Source organism: Micromonospora sp. DT47, assembly GCF_049844475.1.
GTDB lineage: Bacteria > Actinomycetota > Actinomycetes > Mycobacteriales > Micromonosporaceae > Micromonospora.
On the sequence record NZ_JBNCLC010000012.1, the window covers coordinates 58649 to 82035 of the forward strand.

The 23387-nt window shown below is 69.6% G+C and carries 20 protein-coding genes; 11 read left to right on the plus strand and 9 right to left on the minus strand.

Features of this window, described 5'->3' with window-relative positions; translation table 11 throughout:
• Positions 1-54: 54 nt before the first annotated feature.
• On the minus strand, positions 55-1689 hold the full coding sequence (locus ACLQ2U_RS19495) for a hypothetical protein (protein WP_425752117.1): 1635 nt from the start codon (positions 1687-1689) through the stop codon (positions 55-57).
• Between the two features lie 204 nt (positions 1690-1893).
• Here ACLQ2U_RS19495 and ACLQ2U_RS19500 point away from each other — a divergent pair, with 204 nt between their 5' ends.
• Complete coding sequence (locus ACLQ2U_RS19500; protein ID WP_425752119.1) at positions 1894-2448, plus strand: RNA polymerase sigma factor; 555 nt, start codon at positions 1894-1896, stop codon at positions 2446-2448.
• Positions 2448-3455, plus strand: coding sequence for a CU044_5270 family protein (locus ACLQ2U_RS19505; RefSeq protein ID WP_425752120.1), 1008 nt, complete (start codon positions 2448-2450; stop codon positions 3453-3455). The genes ACLQ2U_RS19500 and ACLQ2U_RS19505 overlap by 1 nt, the downstream gene beginning before the upstream one ends.
• Before the next feature lie 128 nt (positions 3456-3583).
• Here ACLQ2U_RS19505 and ACLQ2U_RS19510 read toward each other — a convergent pair whose 3' ends face one another.
• The 3 genes from ACLQ2U_RS19510 to ACLQ2U_RS19520 all read right to left on the minus strand — a co-directional run bounded on the left by ACLQ2U_RS19510 (position 3584) and on the right by ACLQ2U_RS19520 (position 6532).
• On the minus strand, positions 3584-4795 hold the full coding sequence (locus tag ACLQ2U_RS19510) for a sodium:proton exchanger (protein WP_425752121.1): 1212 nt from the start codon (positions 4793-4795) through the stop codon (positions 3584-3586).
• 246 nt (positions 4796-5041) lie between these two features.
• Positions 5042-5338, minus strand: coding sequence for an ArsR/SmtB family transcription factor (locus ACLQ2U_RS19515; RefSeq protein ID WP_425752224.1), 297 nt, complete (start codon positions 5336-5338; stop codon positions 5042-5044).
• A gap of 228 nt (positions 5339-5566) precedes the next feature.
• Positions 5567-6532 (minus strand): acetyltransferase, encoded by a 966-nt coding sequence (locus ACLQ2U_RS19520; protein ID WP_425752122.1) that lies wholly within the window; start codon positions 6530-6532, stop codon positions 5567-5569.
• A 405-nt stretch (positions 6533-6937) separates the two neighbouring features.
• On the opposite strand from ACLQ2U_RS19520, the gene ACLQ2U_RS19525 reads away from it, so the two are divergent.
• Entirely contained in the window at positions 6938-7135 is a 198-nt protein-coding gene (locus ACLQ2U_RS19525) for a hypothetical protein (protein ID WP_425752123.1), read from the plus strand.
• 149 nt (positions 7136-7284) lie between these two features.
• On the opposite strand, the gene ACLQ2U_RS19530 is transcribed toward ACLQ2U_RS19525, so the two are convergent.
• Positions 7285-7575, minus strand: a complete 291-nt coding sequence (locus ACLQ2U_RS19530) for a hypothetical protein (RefSeq protein ID WP_425752124.1) — start codon at positions 7573-7575, stop codon at positions 7285-7287.
• Positions 7576-8015: 440 nt separating this feature from the next.
• Between ACLQ2U_RS19530 and ACLQ2U_RS19535 the strand changes: the two genes are divergently transcribed.
• Together ACLQ2U_RS19535 and ACLQ2U_RS19540 are read left to right on the plus strand one after the other, a co-directional pair.
• Positions 8016-8546 (plus strand): L,D-transpeptidase family protein, encoded by a 531-nt coding sequence (locus ACLQ2U_RS19535; RefSeq protein ID WP_425752125.1) that lies wholly within the window; start codon positions 8016-8018, stop codon positions 8544-8546.
• Between the two features lie 1007 nt (positions 8547-9553).
• Complete coding sequence (locus ACLQ2U_RS19540) at positions 9554-10069, plus strand: winged helix-turn-helix domain-containing protein (RefSeq protein WP_425752126.1); 516 nt, start codon at positions 9554-9556, stop codon at positions 10067-10069.
• Between the two features lie 101 nt (positions 10070-10170).
• Here ACLQ2U_RS19540 and ACLQ2U_RS19545 read toward each other — a convergent pair whose 3' ends face one another.
• Positions 10171-14541, minus strand: a complete 4371-nt coding sequence (locus ACLQ2U_RS19545; protein ID WP_425752127.1) for a S8 family serine peptidase — start codon at positions 14539-14541, stop codon at positions 10171-10173.
• A 340-nt stretch (positions 14542-14881) separates the two neighbouring features.
• Here ACLQ2U_RS19545 and ACLQ2U_RS19550 point away from each other — a divergent pair, with 340 nt between their 5' ends.
• Positions 14882-15433 (plus strand): winged helix-turn-helix domain-containing protein, encoded by a 552-nt coding sequence (locus ACLQ2U_RS19550; RefSeq protein ID WP_425752128.1) that lies wholly within the window; start codon positions 14882-14884, stop codon positions 15431-15433.
• Positions 15434-15541: 108 nt separating this feature from the next.
• Here the strand turns inward: ACLQ2U_RS19550 and ACLQ2U_RS19555 are convergent, their stop codons facing one another.
• The 3 genes from ACLQ2U_RS19555 to ACLQ2U_RS19565 all read right to left on the minus strand — a co-directional run bounded on the left by ACLQ2U_RS19555 (position 15542) and on the right by ACLQ2U_RS19565 (position 17926).
• On the minus strand, positions 15542-15862 hold the full coding sequence (locus ACLQ2U_RS19555; protein WP_425752129.1) for a hypothetical protein: 321 nt from the start codon (positions 15860-15862) through the stop codon (positions 15542-15544).
• Positions 15863-15984: 122 nt separating this feature from the next.
• Positions 15985-17520, minus strand: coding sequence for an amino acid permease (locus tag ACLQ2U_RS19560; RefSeq protein WP_425752130.1), 1536 nt, complete (start codon positions 17518-17520; stop codon positions 15985-15987).
• 196 nt (positions 17521-17716) lie between these two features.
• On the minus strand, positions 17717-17926 hold the full coding sequence (locus ACLQ2U_RS19565) for a hypothetical protein (RefSeq protein WP_425752131.1): 210 nt from the start codon (positions 17924-17926) through the stop codon (positions 17717-17719).
• 186 nt (positions 17927-18112) lie between these two features.
• Here ACLQ2U_RS19565 and ACLQ2U_RS19570 point away from each other — a divergent pair, with 186 nt between their 5' ends.
• The 5 genes from ACLQ2U_RS19570 to ACLQ2U_RS19590 all read left to right on the plus strand — a co-directional run bounded on the left by ACLQ2U_RS19570 (position 18113) and on the right by ACLQ2U_RS19590 (position 23387).
• Complete coding sequence (locus ACLQ2U_RS19570) at positions 18113-18850, plus strand: GntR family transcriptional regulator (protein ID WP_425752132.1); 738 nt, start codon at positions 18113-18115, stop codon at positions 18848-18850.
• Between the two features lie 182 nt (positions 18851-19032).
• Positions 19033-20400 carry an extracellular solute-binding protein gene (locus tag ACLQ2U_RS19575; RefSeq protein WP_425752133.1) on the plus strand — a complete coding sequence of 456 codons (1368 nt, stop codon included), beginning with the start codon at positions 19033-19035 and terminating at the stop codon, positions 20398-20400.
• Positions 20375-21322, plus strand: coding sequence for a carbohydrate ABC transporter permease (locus ACLQ2U_RS19580; protein WP_425752134.1), 948 nt, complete (start codon positions 20375-20377; stop codon positions 21320-21322). Before ACLQ2U_RS19575 ends, ACLQ2U_RS19580 begins: the two co-directional genes overlap by 26 nt.
• Positions 21319-22203, plus strand: a complete 885-nt coding sequence (locus tag ACLQ2U_RS19585) for a carbohydrate ABC transporter permease (protein ID WP_425752135.1) — start codon at positions 21319-21321, stop codon at positions 22201-22203. Before ACLQ2U_RS19580 ends, ACLQ2U_RS19585 begins: the two co-directional genes overlap by 4 nt.
• On the plus strand, positions 22203-23387 hold the full coding sequence (locus ACLQ2U_RS19590; RefSeq protein ID WP_425752136.1) for an ABC transporter ATP-binding protein: 1185 nt from the start codon (positions 22203-22205) through the stop codon (positions 23385-23387). The genes ACLQ2U_RS19585 and ACLQ2U_RS19590 overlap by 1 nt, the downstream gene beginning before the upstream one ends.

A 23387-nucleotide genomic window follows, 5' to 3' on the forward strand; every position in this document is an offset into this window, starting at 1 on the left:
CGCCGTCGCCCGCTATCCGGAGCGCCGGGGGTCGGCCCGCGCCGGCGCGTCCGCTCACCGCGGTTCGCAGATGCGGCCGGTGAAGGCCGGGTCGGCCTCCCGGGTGGCCGCCCACACCGGGTTGATCGACAGGGCGAGCGACGGTGCCTGCCAGGCCGCACCGAGGCGTTGGAACAGGTCGTACTCCCGCCTTGGCACGTCGACCTTCTCGCCGGCCAGGAAGGCGACCACGCGCGACTGGGAGGCCCGCCGGCCGAGCACGCCACCGTGGAAGGCGGGCACCTGGAAGACCGGTATCCGGGCGTACTCGCCGGGTGGTGCCTCGGCGGCGCTGGCGGTGGGCAGGAAGGCGATCATGCGTACCGCGGCGACCGGGCACAGGGTGCGGTTGCGGTAGAAGGGCGCCTCGACGAGAACCGAGCGGACGAACGGCTCGTCCGGGCCGGTCTTCACCTTCTTCGGCAGATTCGCCAACGCGAAGATCCCCCGCAGTTCCCATCCCGCGGCCACCCCCCAGCCCTCGTGGCCCGGCGGCGGGTAGTAGGCGCGCCCGGGCCGGATCAGCGGGCTGAACATCAGCGCCGCCTCCACCGGGGACGGCTTCGGCCACTTCTCCAGGTAGGTGCTCGCGACCATCGCGCCCTCGCTCTGCCCGAGCAGGGCCACCGGCCGGCCGGTCCTGCGGTGCAGCGCGTCGACGTGCGCCGCGAGCAGGGCGGCGCTGGAGTCCAGGGACCGGTGGGTGTCCTGCGGCCGGTACGGCAACGGCCGGCCCTGGCCGTCGAGGCCCCGGTACGAGAAGCGCTCGACCCGCGGATCCGCGGGCGGCTGCCCGTCCCAGCTCGAGTCGTGCCCGGCGAGGGCGATCACCGCGTGCGGAACACGGTCGGGGAGCCGCTCGGCGACGATGGGTGGACGCCACTCCCCCTGCTCACCCGCCGCGATGCCGATCACCGACTGAGCAGCCACGGCCGCGGCCATGACCAGGACGATCGCCACCGGCGTCACCGGCACCCGCGGCCAGCGGACCCGCGCGGGCCGCACGGCCGCGGACACGACCTGTCGCCAGAGCAGCGCATTCGCCACGCCGGCCGCGCCGGCCACCGCGACCACCCACCAGCCGGGGGTACTCGCGATCAGCGCACCGGCGACAGTGAGCACGGCGAAGTTGAGCAGCGACCAGCCCAGCAGCTCGATGGTGGGCAGGCCCCGCCCCCACTGTCCGACCACTCCCGCCCGCTGCAGGAACGGGGCGAGCAGCAGCATCGGGATCAGCGAGGCGAGCAGGTACCAGGAGAGCGCGACCGCCGAGAAGGCCAACGACAGCGCCGCCCATGGCGAGATGATCACCGCGGCGAGCGCCGCGACCTCCACGTTGCGCGTGACCAGCCAGCGGAACGAGGGACGGTCCACCCCCTCGGGCCAGGCCAGCGAGGTCAGCCCCGCCGACAGCAACCCGCGGATCCCGATGAGGGCCAGCAAGCCGAGCAGGAACGACAACCAGGAGTTGTGGTAGACCATCAGCCAGCGCAGGTCGTGGTAGGAGTCGTACGGCCAGACCGCGGTGACCTGCGGGGCGACGCCCTGGGCGGAGTGGAACCCGATGCCGACCAGCACGGCCGCCTCCACCACCGGCGGCAGCACGGCGAGAACCAGCAACGCCGCCAACCGGCCATGTGTCGATTCCACGGCCGCTCCTCGCGCCCTCGCTGCCTTGGGCTTCTTGCAGGATCTCGCGGATCCGGCCCGACCGGGCCGGAATCCTGATGGCGAACGGCACGGCGAGTGGTCGGGCACTCCCACTACGCCTTAGAAGAGGGTCATCGTCGGTAATCATCGGGCCGGTGGTGACACAAGCCGGGGTGAGAGTTGCCGAAACAGTCGGGAGTTCGGATGGGGCCACCGGGAAAACGCGACGAGGGCTGGTTCACCAGGACCTACGCCGCCGAGTACGCACACATCGTCAAGTACGGCCAGCGTCGGCTCGCCAATGCGGAAGCCTCGGCTGAACTCGCCCAGGAGGTGTTCGTCATCGCCTGGCGGCGCCGCCGCGATGTGCCGGACCGCAGCCTGCCCTGGCTGTACGGGGTGGCCCGGCGCCTACTGGCAAACCAGTGGCGGGCACGGCGGGCTGCTCCGGACGTACTGCCGATCACCGATGCGGACCTTCTGCAAGAGACGGGTTCCTCTGGCGCAGACGCGACCGTGGGGGTCGCAGACCTCCTGGCCGCCCTGGTCACCCTCACCGACCTCGACCAGGAGATCCTCCGGCTGGTCGGATGGGAGGAGCTGACGGTTTCCGAGGCCGCCCAGGTCCTCGGCTGTACCCGCGCCGCCGCGGCGGTGCGCCTGCACCGCGCCCGTAGGCGCCTCACCGAAGCGATGTCGAGCTGCGTTGTACCGCCGGCGCAGCACCCCGTGCTCGCGAGTCCTCGAAAGGCTCTGTGATGTTTGGAGAACAGCGAACCCGTACCCTCCTCGGTCCGGTTGACCCGGCCCGGAACACTGCCGTCGCACCGCCCCGGCTCTCGGCGCGCGACCTGCTCGACCGCGCCGAGGCCTCCGCCGAGCCGGTCGTCAGTCGTCGCCACGCACGGCCGACCCGCCGACTGGTCCTGACGGCCGGGACGCTGGCCGTGGTGGCTGGCGCCTCAGCAATCGTCCACACGTTTGACGCATCCACCCAGGACGCCTCGAAGATCGTCAGCCCGCCGGGCGCGCAACCGGGGATGGTACTCGTGCCCGTCGCGTACCAGTTCGACTCCAACGCGTATGCCGCCGGCGCCCAGCTGCGCGCGCTGGCCAGCAAGCTCATCGACGCGGAGCACGACAACCGCACCGGGCGCTACATGTATCACCACATGAAGGTGTGGGGCGACCCGGTGATGACGTCCGCCGACGGTCGCTATCACGTTGCTTTCGCCGACGAGACGAAGGTCTGGCAAGCCGCCGACGGGACCGGTACGCAGATCACGATCCAACTCGAGCCGCAGTTCCCGGACCAGGAGTCCCAGGACTACTGGCAGCGCAATCTCAAGGCCAACGATGCCGCGCCCGCCAGCGTGCCGCTGCCACCGTTTGACCTCGCGCCGCTGCCGTCGGATCGGGCGCAGCTGAGCGAACTGCTCAAGGTCAGGTTCGGCGCGGGCCCCGTAAGCAAGGAGGTCAGCACGGTGTTCGGGCGGTACGCCGTCCCGCGCCAGACCCGCGCGGAGATTCTGCGGGTCCTCGCCGACGTACCTGGGTTCCTGTGGCGGGGCGAGGTGACCGACCGGGCCGGCCGGAGGGGCGTAGCCATCACCTTCGACGACCGCGAGCACGACGGGCAGTCCTTGCTGATATTCGACCCGAACACAGGTGAGCTGCTAGCCCACGAGCGGCTGACGCTCTCGCCTATACGGATCAGCGCGTACAAGGTAATCCTCGGTACTGCCTGGACCAATCGACTCGGCTGATCCGCCGGCACCGGGGCCACTCCTTGAGAAGGCCTCCTGGTTGCCGGAGCGGTTCCTCGACGGCTCCACTCCACAACCGGAGGCCTTCATCATCACGCCCATCATGGCGTGCGGTCTTCGATCGGGAACTACAGGGACTTGATCAGGTCGGGGACGTGCCGGCGCTGCCGGATGAGCAGCACGATCGCCAACAGGGTGTACGCGGCCGCAATCACGTAGCGGACGTGCGGTGAGGGCAGCACGAACTGGGCGGCGAACAAGCCGAACAGCAGGGCAGCTTCGCCGCGGGTCAGCCGGAGGTCGGCGAGGACGGCCACGCCGAGCAGGGTTTGGGCGGTGGTGAGCACCAGCTCCTCGGTCTGCCGGGCATCCAGGGGCAGCCCTGCGAACTGGCCGCCGCCGAGGTAGTAGGCGATCGGCAGACAGGCGATGAGCAGGGTCCACTGGTTGAGCTTCGCGGCGAGCAGGGCGCCCATGCCGTCGTCGGCGCGTCCGCGCAGGGCGAAGGTGATCGCGACGATGACCTCGGGTGCCTCCGAGGCGATCGGGGCCAGCCACTGCACGAGCAGGAACTCGTCCATGCCGAGGTCGCTGCCGGCGCCGATAAGGGCGTCGCCGAACGGTTCGGCTGCGGCGAGGATGACCACGCCGGCGGCGACGAACAGCGCCGCGACCAGGCTGCGGCGGCGTCCGGCCGGCTGCACCGCGACAGTGGCGGCCACTCCGACGAGTTCCTCTTCGCCTTCCTCGTTGCCGCGGATTCGCCACAGGTATGCGGCGAACAGCCCGCCGAGCACCAGGGTGTCGTACCAGGCCAGCCGACCGGTCAGCGGGATGACCAGGGCATAGAAGGCGGCGGCGGCGAGGAAGACGATCTCGGTGCGGCGGTGCGACTCCAAGGTGACCGCGTCGCGGTCCCCGCGGGCGCCGCGCCGCCGCACCGCGAAGATGGCGAAGGCGACCAGCAGCGGCCAGGCCACCCCGATGAGCAGCCGGTTGGCGCCCGTCATGTTCGCGGCGGCGTAGGCGGCGTAAGCGGGGTCGTGCCCCGCGGTGTAGGCGAAATAGATGTCCACGGCGTACTCGGGCAGCATCGCCACCAACGCCAGGATGGCCAGCGCGAGGCTGCCGGAGATGTCCACCCGGGCGGCCTCGGAGGCCCACATCAGCAGCGCCACCGCGGCGAAAACGGCGCCGCCGAACACCGCCACCGCGGCCACCGGCGGCAACTCCACCCCGGCCAGTCGCATCGCCACGGCGGAGACGGCGACAGCCACGATGACGCCGACGCGGGCCGCTGCCCCACGACCGGTCACGGTGGTTTCGATCTCAGAGCTCATCGCCGCCCCGGTAGTGCTTGCCACGTGGGCCGTGTCGCTCGTCGCTGGCTCGGCGGCGGTCATCGGGACGTTGCGCAAGCTCAGCAACACCGCCACGGCGACGCCCCAGACCAGCAAGCTGTCCGCCAGGTTGACCGTCGGCCACCAACTGAGGTGAAGGAAGTCGACCAGGGCACATCAGGGCGATGGCGGCGGCAGCGCCCAGCCATCCCCATCGTCGTGACGTCGCGGCGACGTGCGGCCCGATCACCGCTGACCGTCGCCGTAGGTCGGGCACAGCGCCACGCTTTCCCCGGTTGCCGCGAGCAGCGCCTCAGCGGCCACGAGACGATCCATCAGCTCCATGCGTGTCAGGAAGTAGAACGACTGCCGGCCCACCGCCCGGAAATCCACCAGGCCGCACTCGCGCAGGCAGCTCAGATACGCCGACACCGTCGACTGCGCCCACCCCAACTCCTTGACCAGATCCACCACCCGTGCCTCACCGGTGGCCAGCCGGCGCAGGATCGCCAGCCGGGTCGGGTCGGCCAGACCGCGAAACAGCGCCGCACCCGCGCTAGTGCGGTGCGGTGCGGTCTTCTCCTTGCATCATCGCCATGAGGCGATGAAACCGTATCGGCGACAGGGGATCGCGAGATCCGATTACATCACAAATGTCCGATGGTTGGGTGGAAGCGCCAAGGTACCCCGGGTTGTCGCTGTCAGCGCGTGTCTGAGTTTCTTGATCTTTCGCGGGTGCGCCCTGGCAGGGCCAGGGCGCACCCAGATGATCTAGTCCTGACCGGCCAGGTCGGCTACGGACCCGGCAGCGGCCGCCGAGCCGGGCGTGACGGCTGAGCCGGACGGCGGACTGGCGGCGGGTTCGAAGACGACCCGGGACCGCAACTGCCGGAACCCGGTCCGTTCCAGTTCCGCCAGTACCGCCACCCGGTGGGCGTCGACGTCGGCGACCACCTCCCGGGCGCCGCCGGCGGCCAGCACCCCGACCGCCTCGGCCAGCAGTTCACTCCGCACGGCCTCGTCGAGCAGGCCGAGGTAGGCTATGAGCGGGTAGCAGGCATCCCCGGCCGTTCCGACCAGGCCGACCGGCTCCCCTGAGTCCAACGCGATGCGCCACTCCCCGGGAGAGCTGTTCAGCCAGGCCAGCGGGGCGGTGGCCAGGTCCACTCCGCCGACCGCCCGCGCTATCTCCACGCCGGTCAGCACGTCCGGCTCAGCGATTCGGGCGACCAGGGCGTTGATCTCCGCCACGTCGGCGGCTGGGCGGAAGGTGTACCGCCCGGAAGCCGCCGGCAACGGCGTACCCGTCCAGGAGCATCTCAGCCGCTCCCCGCGCTCGACCAGCCCGACGAGCCGGGCCGCCGTCATCGGCGCCTTGACGACGGCCAGCACCTCCGGCCGGCGCCGCCAGTGCGCCGGCATGGCGGCGTAGTACAACTGGGGACCGCCGAATGCCTCGTGGGCGGCGCGTAGCAGCGCGGCACCCACCTCCGGCTCGGCGTCCAGGTCGAACCGTTCCAGCCAGGGGGCGCCGACGGCACCCGGCGGGAGGAGCCAGGCCGCCCGGCCGATCACGCGGCCGGCTCGGAGGGCGACCCAGGTGTTCTCGGGCCGGTAGCCGCCACCGGCGATCCCGTCGGCGTAACCGACCTGGCGCAGTTGGGGCAGCGGGTCAGGCATGGACTCGAACAGATTTTCCTCGCCCGCGACGAGCGGACGGATGACCAGATCGGTCATAGGTTGATCCTCCGGAAAGCGAGCGCCCCGGGGTCAGATCCGCGTGGACGCCGGGGCGCGGAGGGGGCGCAGAACATCGGACATGTTCCGACCTCCTCCCAGCTCGACGGCGTGCCCGGGAATCTACTCGACGCAACCGTCCGCCGCAAGACGATTGATCATCTAGTCGATCTCGATGGTGAGTTGGGGCCGCGTCGAGGGGGGTAACGGGCGGGCGTCGTTGGGGCGGCGGCGCATGACGGACGGCGACGCCGGGTATGGTGTGGTGTGTCGGTGTCGCTGGGCGGTCGCCCGCGATCGAGACACCGCCATCGGGCGCCAATGCGAGCGCCGGCTTGTTACGAAATTGCGCGGCAAGAGTTCCCCGCGACCCAACGTGCCCCTCTGCTGAAATAGGACTGCTGCATGACATCGAACGGCAATGATCGACCGGCGTTGTTTCTCGCCACGCCGACCACCGAAGGGCTCGACGGCCCGGACGTGGCTTTCGACGGCAGCGAGGAGGCGATGCGGCGGCTGCGCGATCCGTTCGCGGTGAACCCGGCCCGCCCGGCGCAGCGGCCAGCGGCAACGGCGGGTGACAACTCGGAGCAGCGCTACTGACCCCAGCGGATTCCCGTGGCGGGAGACGGCTCCCCATCTGGCCGACGACGTGGATCAGGAGATCGGGTCGGAGCGGGTCAACAGATGCCCGGACGTCGATCCTCACCTGGCGGTTACTCCGTGCAGGGCGCGCCGCGCCAGGAGCTGGCTTAGCCGATCCAACTCATTCGTGTGATGCGGCGGTGCACCGAACCCGCGGCCAGCTCCGCTTCGACCCCGATCAGGTCCTGGGTACCCTCCTTGTACATCTCCATCGGGGGGTAGCCCTCGGCGGTGGCCATCCGGAGCACGCCCTTGTCCTTGAGGGCGGCCGGCACCAGGTCGGCGGCCTTGGCGCCGGCGGCGACCGAGGCGTAGCCGCCGGCCTGCGGCGTCTGGCCGCTCGTCGAGCGGGCGCAACCGGTGAGGGCGAGCGGGACCGACGGTGACGCGAAGCGCATGCTTCCCGAGCACCGGGAACCTCGTGCTGGACGACTGGCGATCCGGGGTCGGCCAGCGTGAACGGCCTGCAGGCTTCCCATGGTGAGCATCAGGTACGTAGTTGCTCGGCGGGTGACACGAGGAGTCCCCGGCTGGGGATGATCAACGTAAGGGGCAGCGGTCCCTTGCCTCCACGGACTACCGTCAGATCCTGACAGTTCGGAAAGGAGGGACGATGATTTCCTTCTCAGGACGCACTACTCACCAACGCCACCGCCGTTCACGCACCGCTCTCGGGGTGGCAATCCTCATGGCCACGGGCGGCCTGGTCATCCCCGCCAGTTCAGCGTCCGCTGGCGTCCGCACCACCACAGAAGTCAGGACGGCTCCTGCCGCCGCCCGGACCTTGGCCACGGCAATCGCACAGCCCGTACTGCGGCAGGGTTCGCGCGGCACAGCGGTGACCAGCCTTCAGCGCAGGCTCGCCGCGCTGCACTACGACGTGGGCCCCATCGACGGGGTCTTCGGACCCTCGACGCACCACGGGGTCGTCGCCTTCCAGAAGGTGAACAGCCTGGTCCGGGACGGGATCGTGGGGCCGAAGACCTGGGCAGCCCTCGCCCGACCGCTGATCCCGAAGCCGAAGTACACGCACTCGGGCTACTCCGTCGAGGCGAACCTGACCAAGCAGGTCCTGTACCTGGCGCGCCAGGGGTCCGTGGTGCGCATCCTGGACGCCTCCAGCGGCAAGGCCAGCACCCCGACGCCGACCGGCAACTACAAGACCCAGCGCCGCATCGACGGCTGGCGGCAGAGCTCGCTCGGCCTGTTGTGGCGGCCGAACTACTTCTACTACGGCTACGCGGTGCACGGCGCGACGTCCGTCCCGACCTACCCGGCCAGTCACGGCTGCGTCCGGGTCACCGTACCGGCCATGAACCGATTGTGGTCGATCGTTGGCGTCGGTACGCCGGTGCACATCTACCGCTGACGCCCGCCCCACGACAGAGGCTCCCGGTCTACCCGGGAGCCTCTGTCGTGGCCGCGCTGTCACCGGAGCCAGCGCCCGGGACAGACGACGTTGACCGCATCCTCGTGGCCGGCTTGCCCGCCACGCGGTCGGCGCCATGGTCCCAATGCTCCAGCCGGAAGCCGCGACCGCCGTCGCTACGGGTCCAGCCCTGCCGGCGTGCCTCGGCGTCGGCTGCGGTCGTCATCGGGGTGACGTCGACGAAGGCCCGTCGGCCTGGCTGCGCCCCGACTGTCCCGCCATCGCCGGGACGACCCGCCGCATCGCCCGGGAGCAACGGGCCAGACGGCAAGCCTGCCGCACCTTCACCTGGGCCTGATCAGCCCATCTCCACCACGCTCTGATTGACCTGAACCTTCGGCAGTCGATCGCTCGGACTGGCATCTGCTACAACAATGCGACGGCCAGATCGTTCTTCGCCGCACTCAAGACCGAACGGGACATGCAGACCCAGTACCCGACCTGCGAACGCCACGCCGAGGCGTTGCCCATTACATCGAAGTACATTACTATACCAACCGTCTCCATTCAGGACGCGGCTATAAGACGCCGGAAGAGGTCCATCACGAGTACCTGAACCGACAGCTCGCAGCAAAGGAAACAGGTTCAGCGACTGTCCGGAAGACGCGCGGCGGCCCCAGACCACGTGCCCAGCGAGGCATCGCGAAGACGAAACGCACCCGTCCAGCAAGCCGTTTCCCGCCCCACACGTTGAAGATCCAGCTTACTGGGCTCGGTCCTGCTACCCAGCCCGGGTCAAGAACGACCGAACACAATCTGGCAAACCCGGCCAGACCATCACGAAACGCCGAACCCAAACTTTGTCCGCACTGGACCAACGACTCACCAACGCTTGCCCGCGGCTATTTCTAACCCAACGGAGATGAGCCACCAGGGTCAGGGCGCCGATTGATCGGCGTCACGGACGAACTATCCCGGAATGGGTGGGGAACCGGAAGGGGTGGGGGATGAGGGGGATCCCGGCCGCGTCCTTGGTCATCGGCATTGCCTCCTCGCCGGCCGAACGCAGACAGCTCGCACAACTGCTCGGCGGGACCGAGGCGTTCCTGATCGTCTCGAGCGTCGATCAGGCGCGGGAATTCCTCGACCTTGCCGAGACGCCCGACGCCGCGGCGATGGCTCCGCCCGCCCAGACCGTGCTGGCCGAGGCCGTGGGAAGCACCATTACACCGCCACCACCCGATCTGAGCGTCGACTCCGACCGGCGGGTGCTGCGCTGGCTGGACCGCGAGATCGAACTGACCCCACTCGAGCATGACCTGCTGCTGTGCCTGGTCGGCGCGCCCGGACAGGTCTGGACCTACCAGCGGCTGCACCTCGAGGTCTGGGGCAACGAGCACCTCGGCCGCGGCTCCGACATGCACTCCCTGGTACGGAGGGCACGGCACAAGCTCGCCCGGCTGGATGCCTCGGCGACGATCCACGCGGTCCGCGGGGTCGGCTTCCGCCTCGCCTCGGCCTGACCACCAGTCGCGTCTGAGGCCGCGACTCGCAACCTTCGGAACCGGTCCGGCCCGCCTGGTCGGAAACCAGGCGGGCCGGATCTGTCAGCTGGCGTCAGCTGTCAGCAGCGGGTAGGGGACAGTGCGAAGTTCTCCACCCGCGGGGCGTTGGCGATCGTCGTCTTACGGGTCTGGGGCTGCCAGCCGTCCTTGGCGACGATGATCGTCAGCGGGTTGTGCTGGCGGTCAATCCAGTAGGCGTACTTACCCGCCCCGTCGGTGGCGAATGTCCACGACATCGCCGACGAGTTGACCTGGACGACCGCACCAGGGAGCGGTGAGCTGGCGCCCTGGCAGCTCGTCCCGGTGACAGTGCCCATCAGCTTGCCCCACGACTTCGGAGGCTGCACGTTCATCGTCACCGCCACCGGCTGCACCGTGTACGGCGTGTTCTCCTTGATCGAAACCGACCCGGAGTAGGTGCCCGGCTGGTCGACGTTCGCCGTCATCCCGACGGTGACCGTGACCTTCTCACCCGGCGCCAGCGTGGCTGCCGTCTTGTCGATCGTCATCCAGCTGACGTCCGCGGGGCCCTCGGCACACTCCTCGAGCCCGGGCAGCGCCTCGCTGTCCGGCATCGCGTTGAAGCTGCCCGACGAGCCACCGATCTTGTAGAAGCCACACGCGGCGCCACCGCGGTACCGCGGGGTGTTGGCGTTCGGCAGGTTGGACCACGCGTTGGTGGCCGGGTCGTAGGCGAAGCCGGCGTTGGTGATGGCTCCGCCCTGCACGCCGCCGACAACGAGGAGCTTGCCGTTCGCGACGGCGAACGAGCTGGCCCAGCTGTCCGCCGGCGCGTCGGCGATGGCGGTCCAGGCGTTGGCGCCCGGATCGAAGGCATAGCTTGCCTTCAGTACCGCAGACCCGTCGTTACCGCCCGTGCAGTAGACGACGCCGTCGATCCCGCCGCAGGACAGGAACGCCACCGACTTCGGGTAGGCGGGCAACGTCTCCCACGTGTCGCTGCCCGGGTCGTACCGGACGACGGCGTTGGACATCGGCAGACAGCTCGACGTCGTGCAACCGCCGACGGCGTACAGCTTGCCGTCGACGACCGCCTGCCCGGCGGCGGACCGCGGCGCGGGGTTGTCGGCCTTCTTCGTCCAGGTGTTGGCCGCCGGGTCGTACGACCAGGTGGTGCCATCGGGGCCGGACGCCCCCCAGCCGCCGGTCGCGATGATCTTCCCGTCCACGACGCCCACGGTCATGGCGTTACGCGCACCGGGAAGATCGGCGATCGACGTCCAGCTCTGTGCGATCGGGTCGTACACGTAGTTCTTCGCCGAAGACGCCGATCCGTTGCCGCCGGCGATCGAGTACACCTTGCCGTCCAGGTTCACCACCCGGTTGTCCATCACGTTCGCCGGGTAGTCGGCGATGTCCGTCCAGGGCTCGGCCTGCGGGCCGACCGCGGCGGAGGTTGCCGTGGCCGCCTTGCCGGACGCCGTCGCGGCGAACGACGTCGGGGCGTTCAGCCGCTGCTCCGGTGCGCCGTCGGACGCGAGGACCTCCTGCTTGTTCATCCCGGACCCGTCGGCCCGCAGGAGTACGAACCCGCCGTCCCGTTCACCGAACTCGACGTCAACCGGTGCCCCGCCGGTGTTCGTCACCGTGAACGTCCTGTTGACCTTCCCGGTGGGCATCTGGACCGTCCCACTCACCTCGGTCGGCTGCACCGACAGCCGGCCGGCCGCGAGCTGGAAGTCCGCGGCCGTCGCCCCGTGGGCCTGGACGTCGACCTGCTTGGTCTGGCTGACATAGTTGCCGGCCGTCGCGGTGAACTTGTGCTGGTCGGTCAGCGACGAGAACATCCAGTAGAAGCCGTCCGCCAGCTCGGTGTCGTCCGGGGTCGCCGCGGTGGTGGCCTTCTCCGTCGGTCGGTCGTCGCTGGTGACGGAGGCGCCGTTGACATAACCGTCGTCGTTCTTGTCACGGACGTGACCGAGCACCAGGCCACCGTTGGTCGGCTCGCAGGTGACCTCGCTGCCGATCAGCACGTTGTCGACCTGCCACCACCATTCCCATGTGGCGTTGTAGTAGTGGAATCGGACCTGGACCTGTGCCTGGCCCGCGGCCTGCGGGATCGGGACCTCGGTCACCCGCGGTCCGCGGAAGTCGGCCGCCTGCCGGAGCACGTTGGTCCAGGTGGCACCGCCGTCGACGCTGACGTCGACATCCGCGCGCTCGGGGCTCAGCCAGTTGAAGTCCTGGTTGAACCGGACCACCGGTGTCGCGACGTCGGTCAGGTCGACGACCGGGCTGACGAGCGACGTGTCCTGTCGCCCACTGCTTCCGTAGTTGTCGCTGTCGATGACCGCGAAGTTGCCGTTGCCGCCGGTCAGGTTGCCGCGATCGCCGGTGTCGGTGAACTCCCAGACCTGACCGGTGCCCAGGTGGTCCACCACGGACCAGCCGGCCGGCACGGTGGTGCCGTCGAAGGTCTCGTACTCACCGTCGGAGCCGTACCGGTATCCGGGCGCCGTCGTACAGGCGTTGGCCTGCACCGGCACGGCGACATCGGCGGTGACATTACCCGAGCCGACGACGACCTCCTTGGTCACGGTCTGATAGCCCGGGTACCGCGGCTCGAACTTCAGGCTGTACGTCGCTCCGGCCGGGAGCTTGACGCTGTAGTGGCCATCGGCGGGTGTGGTGTAGTCGGACACACCTGACGGACCCTCGACGCTCACCTTCGCGTAGAGCGGCCAGCCGTGTCCGGAGCCGTCGGTGACCGATCCGCTGACGGTGACGCTCGGCACCGCCGTCAGCGCGACGTTGAGCGTCGTGGTCGCGTCCTTGGTGACCGTCGCCGGGACCGTCTTGCTCTCGTAGCCGAACGCCGTCACGGCGGCCTGGTAGTCGCCGACCGGGAGGAGGGACGAGTACTTTCCGTCGGTCCCGGTGGTCAGCTGGCGGGTCGCCGGACCGGTCAGGGCCACCGTGGCGCCGGCGATCGGGCTACCGGTGGCCGCGTCCGTGATCGTGCCGGCCAGGGTGCCGGTGTCACCGATCGGGGCGGAGTTGAGCAGCGCGAGGGCGTCCAGCCGGCCCTCGCCGTAGACGTTGTTGTCGTCCGCGGTGCCGCCGCACTGGGTGTCGGCCTTGTCGATCGCCGAGTTGTCCAGCAGCGCACGCGTCGCCGCGACGTCACCGACCAGCCCTGCCGCCGCCGACCACAGCAGCGCGATCGTGCCCGCGAGGTGCGGGGCCGCCATCGAGGTGCCGTTGAAGCTGGCGTAGTTGCCGCCCGGAACGCTTGACCGGACGTTCACACCGGGTGCCGCGAGGTTGGGCTTGATCTCGCCGTCCTGCCCGGCACCACGCGCCGAGAAGCTGGCGATGTTGTTGTTGATGTCGTAGGCGCCGGCCGAGTAGTTGCTGATCCGGCTGCCCGGAGAGCCGCTGGTCTGGCACGCCGAACCGCTGTTGCCGTTGGACCAGGTCCCGAAGATGCCCGATGCGGTCCAGGCCAGAGTCACGTCCTCCATGAACGGATCGTTGGAGGGCAGCGTTGTTCCCCACGAGTTGTTGATGATGTTCGGCCGCTTGCTGGCATCCGGGTTCTGACCGGTGAGATCCGTCGGCTCGAGCATCCACTCGCCGGAGGAGATCAGAGCGGCGTCAGTGGGGCAGCAGCCGTTCGCCGCGATCCACTTGACCTCGGGCGCGACGCCGATCTGGTTCGCACCGGCGGAGCCGGCCATCGTGCCCATCGTGTGCGTGCCGTGGCCGTTGCTGTCACAGGGCGCGGCGGCGCAGGTCCCGGCGGCGTTGAACCAGTTGTAGTTGTGGTCGAACGTGCCGTCGCCGTTGTTGCCGCGGTAGGAGGTCACCAGCGCCGGGTGGTCGAACTGGACCCCGGTGTCGATGTTCGCCACCGTGATGCCCGCACCCTTGACGCCGTACTGGGACCAGACGTCGTCGGCGTTGATGTTCGCGATGCCCCACTCGAGGGCGTTCACCGTCTTCTCATCGGTGCCCTTGGTGACCTCGGGCACCTTGTACTCGATCGGGGCGTACAGGCCCTCGACCTCGGCGTGGGCGGCGAAGTTCTGCGCCATCGCCAGCGAGCCGCTGCTGACCTTGATGGCGTTGGCCGCCCAGAAGGTCTGGTACTTCGCCCCCGCGCCGTCGAGCTCAGCCCGGATCTTGGCCTGACTGTCGGCGGCGGTCTTCTTCAATGCGTCCGCAACCGCGGTGCCACGCTTGGCCCAGTCCTTGATCGCACTGGCCTGGCTCAGGTCCGCTCTGTCGTTGAAGCGGATCCAGAAATCCCCCTCGCTCTTGGCCTGGAGTTGCTTCTCGAGCTCGGGGCGAATCTTGTCCGCTGGGGCGGCTGCACCTTGTCCTGTCCCGGCCAGCGCGGCCTGCGCGCCTGAACCGGTTGTGGCCAAACCTGTCGCGGCGAGAATCATCGCCGCGCCGGCGCTCACCAGAGATCTGGCTGTGCGCCTCCTGTGTGGACGTTTCAGCATCGGTGCTGCCTCCCTCAGAACGACCCAGAGTTGATCGAGTCATGGTGAAGGGCGCAGGAGGCTCGTCTCCCCTTTGGATGAAACCGGATCGGACGAACCCCCTCCATGCCCCCCAGGCGCCGCGCGGGTCACGCCGGTTGCCCGTCTGGACACTATGATCTAGGAGAAAGAACGATCAAGCACATCACGTAAGCAACTTGTCACCAACGGTTGCCTGGCTAGCAGCGAGCTTGACAATTATTGTCACGGTCATGACGAAGCTGGGCAGAAATTGCCCATCGTTTCCGGGTGGGGTGCTATGGCCGAGGACGACGAGAGCACTGTGCCGGGCGGGTCCGATCCGGCCGAGGAACTGTTCCCGCTGTTGATCGCGGTGACGCCGTCGCCGGCCGAGCGGATCCGGCTCGCGGAGCGCCTCGACGGCATCGCGCCACTGCTGCTGGTCGCCGACCTCGACGAGCTGCGCAGGCTGATCGCGGTCCCGCAGCAGCTTCCCCGGGCATCGTCCACGCAGGCGCCCAACGCCGTACCCGACACAGCCGACATTTTGCTGATCGACTCGACCCGGTCCACCGCCCGCTGCCGGGACCACGAGATCGACCTGACCCGACTCGAGCACGACCTGCTGACCTGCCTGAACACCGAGCCCGTCCGGGTCTGGAGCTACGCCGAGCTACACCGGTCGGTCTGGCATGACGAAGGGCTGCAGCGCAAGGCGGACGTGCAGTCCCTGGTGAAGCGGCTGCGGCGCAAGCTCAACGAGCTCGGCACCGGCGTCACCATCGACGCGGTGCGCGGTGTCGGGTTCCGGCTGACCGACCACCAGCGACCACACGTCAGCGGTGCGTGACGCCTGCCTGACTTGGGCAACCCGCGTCGCACCCGTCGGCGGTTCACGACCTCGAGCGACCGTGATCTGCGGGGGCGCTAGTCGTGCGGACGGTTCGGCAGGTGCCGGTCACCAGTCGCGGGCGCAGTCCGGCGGCGGCACCACGGCGAGCTGCGGTTCGCCGCTGATCGGCTCGAGTGCGTGCACGATGCGGAGGTCGCGTCGGCCGCCGCGTCCTCGTTGGTGAGGACACGCCCGCTGCTGCCGTCCGTGCTGAGGAACAGCCACCGGTCGGGTGAGGCTGCCGTCGTCGACCAGCGCCCGTACGCCGAAGGTGCGGGCCAGGGTGACGGAGAGATCCCGCTCGTTCTGGCCGGTGGCGTCGGCGAGCTCGGTGTCGCCGGTGAGGATCCAGCCGAAGCCCTCGTCCTCGTCGGGCGGAGTGAGCATGGCGACCGGTCGAGGATCGAGACGACCTCCCGGAGGAGGAGCGCCGGTGCACGGTGGTCCGGCGGTCGGCGAGCCGGTGCACCAGCACCAGTGGCAGCGCGTCCGCGAGCCTCACCAGCCGTCTAGTGCGGCGGGGGCGACGCGGAGCCGAACCCGGTGTCCAGGTCCTGAGGCGGTTCGGGCATCGGCTGGGTTTCCTTCCCACCGTGGCCGAGCCGGCTGTGGCGGCGGCCGTAGAGGAAGTAGACGACCAACCCCACCGCCATCCAGACGAGGAACCGTACCCACGTCTCAACGGTGAGGAACAGCATCAGCACGACGCAGGCGACCACCGCGAGCGCCGGGATCACCGGCCCCCAGGGAACGCGGAAGCCGCGCGGCAGGTCCGGCCGGGTGCGGCGCAACAGGATCACCGCGACCGCGACGAGGACGAACGCGAAGAGCGTGCCGATGTTGACCAGCTCGGCTAGTTCCTCCAGCGAGACGAACCCGGCGAGCACGGCGACCACCAGGCCCACGATGATGGTGATGCGGTGCGGGGTGCCGAACCGTGGATGCACCCGGCTCAGCCAGCGCGGCAGCAATCCGTCACGGCTCATGGCAAACGCGACCCGGCTCTGCCCCAGCATAAGGATCATCACCACGGTGGTGAGCCCGGCGAGAGCGCCGACGGTGATCAGGTTGGCGATGAACGGCTGGCCGACCGCCTGGAACGCCGCAGCCAGAGGCGCCTCCGTATCCAGCTCGGTGTAGTTCTGCATGCCCACCACCACCAGCGAGACGGCGACGTAGAGCGTGGTGCAGATCGCCAGCGAAGCGAGGATCCCGCGCGGCACGTCGCGCTGCGGCACCCGGGTCTCCTCGGCCGCGGTGGCCACGATGTCGAAGCCGATGAACGCGAAGAACACCAACGCGCCCGCAGCGAAGATGCCGCTGATCCCGAAGTTGGCGGGTGCCTGCCCGAAGACGGCCTCCAGCAGGGTCGCGTCGGCGCCGGAGCCACCCGATGCCGGCTCGGCCGGCGGGACGAACGGCGTGTAGTTGCCGCCCTTGACGAAGAACAGCCCGGCGACGATCACGAAGAGCACCACCGCCACCTTGATGGTGACCACCACGGCGTTCAGCCGTGACGAGATCTTGACACCGGCGACCAGGACCGCGGTGAGGATCAGCACGATAAGCGTGGCGGGCAGGTTGAACACGCCGCCCTCGCCGCCGGTGACAGCGGGCGGCAGCGTGATACCGAGCGTCTCCAGGAGCACCGCGAAGTACTGCGACCAGCCCACCGCCACCGTGGCACCGGCCAGGACGAACTCCAGGATGAGATCCCAACCGATGATCCACGCGATCAACTCGCCGAGCGTCGCGTACGAGTAGGTGTAGGCGCTGCCCGCGACCGGCACGGTGGACGCGAACTCCGCGTAGCACAGCGCGGCCAGAGCGCAGGCGACAGCGGCCACGACGAAGGACAGCGCGACCGCCGGCCCGGCGGTCTGATTCGCGGCCACCCCGGTCAACACGAAGATACCCGTACCGATGATGACCCCGACGCCGAACACGGTGAGATCAAGGCCGGACAGATCCTTGCGGAGCCGGTGCTCCGGCTGCTCCGTGTCGCGGATCGACTGCTCGACCGGCTTTCTGCGCAAGAGGCTCACGAGCGGATCACCCCACCGTCCCGGACCGACCTGACGACGCTACCGGGTACCGACTGACCGAAACCAGCACAGATAAACCTCGTACCGTCAGAAGACGACGACTCGGCGCCACCCTGGCGTGAGGACCCGCCGGGTAGCCGCCCGGGCGAGTGATCTTCGGCCGGCGGGAGGACACGACGATGACGAGGTACCTCGACTACGGGCAGTCCGGCGACGGTGGAAAGGCCACTGTCAGCCGGTGACTGCCGGTGCGCGCGAGCAGGGCGGGGTGGAGCACAAAGGCGGCCGGTGCGGCGACCGGCACGCCGAGGAACTTGCCGAACGTCTCGACCTCGGCAAGTGGCGTGCCGATCTGCAATGGATAGATGTCCACCCCGACCCGGCCGATGGTGAGCACATCGAGCATGCGGCGTCCTTCGTCCCGGCCGGCGACGCCGTGCCGGCCAGCCCTGTCCCTGCTTGGTGACGGCGCGCTGCGAGTCCTGTCAATGTGTCGTCATGACATCCGTCCTCTGCGGTCGGTGACCGCTTCGGTACAGTGACGCCCATCATCGTGCCCCGAGATCCCGCGCGTCCCCAGCGAGGAGGTGCCGTGGCCGGCCCCGAGATCGCGGTCGACCGGAGCAGCCCGGTCCCGCTCTACTTCCAGGTCGCCGAGCAGTTCGCCGCGGCGATTCAGCGCGGCGACCTGGCGCCGGGCGACCGGCTGGACAGCGAGTTGCAGCTCGCCGACCGGCTCGGGTTGTCCCGTCCGACCGTGCGACAGGCGATCCAGCACCTGGTCGACAAGGGACTGATCGTGCGCCGCCGCGGGGTGGGCACCCAGGTGGTGCGGGGCGAGGTGCGGCGGGCGGTGGAGCTGACCAGCCTCCACGACGATCTGCTGCGCGCCGGCCAGCAGCCGTCGACCTCGGTGCTCGAACTGGCCACCGTGCCCTGCCCGGCCGACGTCGCCACCGCGCTCGGCGTACCGGCCGGCAGCGAGGTGCAGCACCTGCGCCGGCGGCGGTTCTCCGACGGGGAGCCACTCGCGGTGATGGAAAACTGGCTCCCGCCCGACCTGGTGCGACTCAGCATGGACGCGTTGCAGGCCAAGGGCCTGTACGCAATCCTGCGCGCCGGCGGCATGCGCTTCCGCGGCGCCCACCAGCGGATCGGCGCGCGGGCGGCGACCGCGGCGGAGGCGCAGATGCTCGGCGAGCGGCGTGGCGCGCCGTTGCTCACCATGACCCGCACCGCGTACGACGACCAGGGCCGCTACGTGGAACACGGCGCGCACATCTACCGGGCCAGCCGTTACTCGCTCGAGGTGACCGTCGCCGAGCGGTAACGGTGAATGTTTCGGGCTCATTTCAGTGACAGGTATTTACGTCGTCAGGCTGTCATGACATTGTGGCCGCAAGCACCGCCGGCGGCGGACGTGCGGCCGTCGGGCGACCCGCGAGTCTCTTCGAAGTCCCTCCTTGCGAAGGGAAGCAGCCCATGTCAGCCAAGCCGAGACACGCAGTGGGCGTGTTCGCCGCATTCACCGCCGTCGCCCTCGCCGCCACGGCGTGCGGCGGCTCGTCCGAGCCCGCCGGCAAGGACGCCAAGAACATCACCCTCACCATCGCCGCCAACTCCATCGTCGGCGGCAAGAACTCCGCCGGGGCGGAGTGGATCGAAAAGTGGGTCATCCCCCGCTTCATCGAGGCCCAGAAGGCCAAGGGCGTCACCGCCAAGGTGACGTTCGCGCCCAGCGGCGTCGACGACGAGCAGTACAAGACCAAGCTGGCCCTCGACCTGCGGTCCAAGGGCGGCGCCGACGTCATCGCCGTGGACGGCATCTGGGTGGGCGAGTTCGTCCAGGCCGGATACCTCAAGCCACTGTCGGAGGTCGCCGGCGACCAGGCCGACAAGTGGGAGGGCTGGTCGCAGATCCCGGACAGCGTGCAGGGCCTCGGCAGCTTCGAGGACAAGCGGTACGGCATCCCGCTCGGCACCGACGGCCGGGTCCTCTACTACAACAAGAAGCTCTTCGCCCAGGCTGGCCTGCCGGCCGACTGGCAGCCCAAGAGCTGGCAGGAGATCCTCGACGCCGGCACGAAGCTCAAGGCGCTGCCCGGGGTGACGCCGATCCAGATCAACGCCGGTACGGCGATGGGCGAGGCGACCTCGATGCAGGGCGCGCTGCCGCTGCTGGTCGGCGCCGGCGGCGAGATCTGGGCCGACGGCAAGTGGGCGGGCGGCAACCAGCCGGTCAAGGACGTGCTGGACTTCTACACGAAGGTCTACGGTGGTGGGCTGGGCGACCCGAAGCTCCAGCAGGAGGCGAAGGGACGCGACAAGTCCTTCGCGGAGTTCGCGGCCGGCAAGATCGGCATCCTGGCCGAGGGTGACTATTTCTGGCGCAGCGTCATCAACCCGGAGGACGGCATCGCGAAGATGGCCGACCGGGACACCAGCGTCGGGTACGCGATGATCCCCGCCAAGCAGCCGGGGGCCGGCCTCCGCGGGCAGGACTTCGTCAGCATGTCCGGTGGCGGGGTGCGGGTGCTGAACCCGAACTCCAAGTACCCGTCGCAGGCGTTCGAGCTGCTGGCGTTCATGCACTCGGCCGAGGGGGTCAAGGCCGAACTCGCCGGCGAAGCGCGGATCTCAGCGCGGACGGACGTCAACAAGGAGGTCCTCGCCGGCGAGCCGATGCTGACCTTCGTCGCCGAGAAGGTGCTGCCGGTGACCGCGTACCGGCCGCCGCTGGCGGTGTACCCGCAGGTGTCGGTGGCGTTGCAGGAGGCGACCGCCGCCGCCGCGTCGGGCAAGAGCGTCGACGAGGCGGCCACCACGTACCAGAAGAAGGTCGAAGGGATCGTCGGTGGCCCAGGTAACGTCTCGTCCTGACGAGACGGTCGAGGGAGCGCGCCCGGTCACGGGCGCCTCCCCCGCCCCCGACGCGGCCGGGCTCGGCCGGACCCGCGCCGCCGGCTTCCTCGTCCCGAGCATGGTGCTCATCCTGCTCTTCCTCGTGGTGCCGGCCGTCTGGACGATCTACCTGGGCATCACCAACTACCGGCTGACCGGGTTGGCCGCCGCCAACCCGGAGATCGTCGGCCTGGACAACTACACCGCCGCGCTGGGCGACGAGCGGTTCCGTACGTCGCTGCTGCTGACCCTGCAGTTCGTCCTCGGCTCGGCGGTGATCGGCCAGGCCGGGCTCGGGTTCGCCATCGCCTTCGCGCTGCGCGACCGGCGCGGCCCGCTGCGCCGGTTGGTCGAGGCGTTCATCCTGCTCTCCTGGATCCTGCCCAGCTCGGTGGTCGCCTTCCTCTGGATCGCGCTGCTCGACCGGGACGGCGGCACCCTCAACGCGCTGCTCGGCATCCCCGGGACGGCCTGGCTGCTCGACCACCCGATGCTGTCGATCATCATCTTCAACACCTGGCGGGGCACCGCGTTCTCGATGATGCTCTACGCCGCCGCGCTGGAGAACGTTCCCCGCTCGCACCTGGAGACCGCCCGGCTGGCCGGCGCGTCCACCTGGCAGCAGCTGCGCGACGTGGTCTTCCCCCGCATCCGCGGACACGTGCTGACCAACCTGCTGCTGATCAGCCTCTGGACGTTCAACGACTTCTCGCCGTTCCTCATCACCGCCGGCGGCCCCGAGCAACGCTCGGAGATCCTGCCCGTCTACGTCTACAAGGTGGCACTCTCCGGCGGCGCGCTGGGCTTCGGCGCCGCGATCTCGTTCATCATGCTGCTGATCAACCTGGTCATCGCGCTGGTCTACCTGCGCATGCTGGGCCGGCGGAAGGAGGCGGCGTGAGCAGCGCGACCACCACGGCGCCCGCGCCGCCGACGGACCCGGCGCACGAGGGGACCACCATCGCCGTACGCCACCTGCTCGCCCAGATCGGGCGCTACGTCTTCCTCTGCGCCGTCCTCGGCTTCTTCGCGCTGCCGCTGCTCTGGCTGGCGACCGCCCCGTTCGACGACACCCCGACGATCACCGCGTCGCTGCCAAGGTTCACCCTCGACAACTTCCGCACCCTGCTGGACAACCCGTACGCGCTCAGCTCACTGCTCAACTCGGTCTACCTGGCCGCCGGCACCGCGGCGCTGGTGGTGACGTTCGCGGCGCTCGCCGCGTACGCGCTGAGCCGGGTCCGGGTGCCCGGCCGCGACGCGCTGCTCTACGGGCTGCTGCTGCTGTCCTCGATCGTGACCGGCACGGCCACCATGGTGCCGCTGTTCGAGCTGGCCTTCCGGCTCAACCTGATCGACTCCCGGCTCGGCGTCATCCTGATCCTCAGCGGCGGGCTGCTGCCCGCGGCGATCTTCATCCTCAAGGACTTCATGGACGGCACCCCGACGTCCTACGAGGAGTCCGCGCGGGTCTTCGGCGCCAGCCCGCTGCAGATCATGCGACACATCGTGGTGCCGCTGGTCCGGCCCGGGCTGGCCACCGTCGGGGTGTGGGCGGTCGCCAACGTGTGGGGCAACTTCCTGGTGCCGTTCCTGCTGCTGCGCGGCCCGGAGAAGGCTCCCGCCGCGGTGATCATGTACACGCTCTACACCGAGGGTGGCCAGGCCGACCTGCGGTTGCTCTCCACGTTCTCGCTGCTCTACTCGCTGCCGGTGGCGCTGATGTTCGTCTTCGTCAGCAGCCGGTACGGATTCCGCTTCCACGGAGGGATCAAGCGCTGATGTCCGCCATCACCATGCGCGAGCTGACCAAGGTCTACCCCAACGGGGTACGGGCCCTGGACGCCCTCGACCTGGAGATCGCCGACGGCGAGTTCTTCGCGCTGCTCGGCCCGTCCGGCTGCGGCAAGACCACCCTGCTGCGCACCATCGCCGGGCTGGAGGTGGCCTCCGGCGGTAGCGTGCGCATCGGTGACCGCGAGGTCACCAACCTGCCGCCCGGGAAGCGGGACGTGGCGATGGTCTTCCAGGACTACGCGCTCTTCCCGCACATGACCGTGCAGGACAACATCGCCTACCCGCTGCGGATCAAGAAGATGGACCGGCGCAGCCGCGGCACGAAGGCGGCCGAGACCGCCGACGAGCTGGGCCTCAGCGCGCTGCTGCAGCGCCGCCCGGGGCAGCTGTCCGGCGGGCAGCAGCAGCGGGTGGCGCTCGCCCGGGCGATGGCCTGCCACCCGCAGGTCTTCCTCCTCGACGAGCCCCTGTCCAACCTCGACGCCCGGCTGCGGCTGGAGGCGCGCACCTTCCTCAAGCGGTTGCAACGCGAACTGGGCGTGACCACCGTCTTCGTCACCCACGACCAGGCCGAGGCACTCGCCCTCGCCGACCGGATCGCCGTCATGGAGGGCGGCCGGATCCGCCAGGTCGGCACCCCCACCGAGGTGTTCCGCCGCCCGGCCAACACCTTCGTCGCCGGGTTCATCGGCTCCACCCCGATGAACCTGGTCGACGCCGAGGTGCACGACGGCGAACTGGCCGTGGCCGGCACGCGGCTGCCGGTGCCGGAGGACGCCCGGGACCGGGTGACCTCCGGCGAGAAGCTCGTCTACGGGGTACGTCCCGAGTACCTGGACTACTCCCCCGAGCCGGTGCCGGGGTCCCTGAGCGGGCAGGTGGTCGTGGTGGAGAACCTGGGCAGCTTCTCGCTGGTCTCCCTCGACGTGCCGACCGGGGACGAGTCGACCGGGGACGGCGCGACGGACGGCGGCGGTGACGTCGCCGGGGCCCTGGGGACCAGCCTCCAGGTCGTCGTGCCGGAGGGGCGCGAGCCCGAGCCCGGCGACACCGGGTGGGTGGTGCCGCGGCCCGGCCGGTCGCTGCTCTACCGGGACGGGGAACTGGTGAGCACCGCTGCGGCGCCGGCCGTACCCGCCGCGCGGACCGGCGCCGTCGCGGAGCGGTGA

What these genes read in the sequence shown, in the direction of transcription:
- ACLQ2U_RS19525 (WP_425752123.1), top strand. Translation starts at nt 6,938, where the DNA reads ATGACATCGAACGGCAATGATCGACCGGCGTTGTTTCTCGCCACGCCG.
- ACLQ2U_RS19540 (WP_425752126.1), top strand. Translation starts at nt 9,554, where the DNA reads ATGAGGGGGATCCCGGCCGCGTCCTTGGTCATCGGCATTGCCTCCTCG.
- ACLQ2U_RS19590 (WP_425752136.1), top strand. Translation starts at nt 22,203, where the DNA reads ATGTCCGCCATCACCATGCGCGAGCTGACCAAGGTCTACCCCAACGGG.
- ACLQ2U_RS19550 (WP_425752128.1), top strand. Translation starts at nt 14,882, where the DNA reads ATGGCCGAGGACGACGAGAGCACTGTGCCGGGCGGGTCCGATCCGGCC.
- ACLQ2U_RS19520 (WP_425752122.1), bottom strand. Translation starts at nt 6,532, where the DNA reads ATGACCGATCTGGTCATCCGTCCGCTCGTCGCGGGCGAGGAAAATCTG.
- ACLQ2U_RS19510 (WP_425752121.1), bottom strand. Translation starts at nt 4,795, where the DNA reads ATGAGCTCTGAGATCGAAACCACCGTGACCGGTCGTGGGGCAGCGGCC.
- ACLQ2U_RS19500 (WP_425752119.1), top strand. Translation starts at nt 1,894, where the DNA reads ATGGGGCCACCGGGAAAACGCGACGAGGGCTGGTTCACCAGGACCTAC.
- ACLQ2U_RS19505 (WP_425752120.1), top strand. Translation starts at nt 2,448, where the DNA reads ATGTTTGGAGAACAGCGAACCCGTACCCTCCTCGGTCCGGTTGACCCG.
- ACLQ2U_RS19565 (WP_425752131.1), bottom strand. Translation starts at nt 17,926, where the DNA reads ATGCTCGATGTGCTCACCATCGGCCGGGTCGGGGTGGACATCTATCCA.
- ACLQ2U_RS19555 (WP_425752129.1), bottom strand. Translation starts at nt 15,862, where the DNA reads ATGCTCACTCCGCCCGACGAGGACGAGGGCTTCGGCTGGATCCTCACC.
- ACLQ2U_RS19530 (WP_425752124.1), bottom strand. Translation starts at nt 7,575, where the DNA reads ATGCGCTTCGCGTCACCGTCGGTCCCGCTCGCCCTCACCGGTTGCGCC.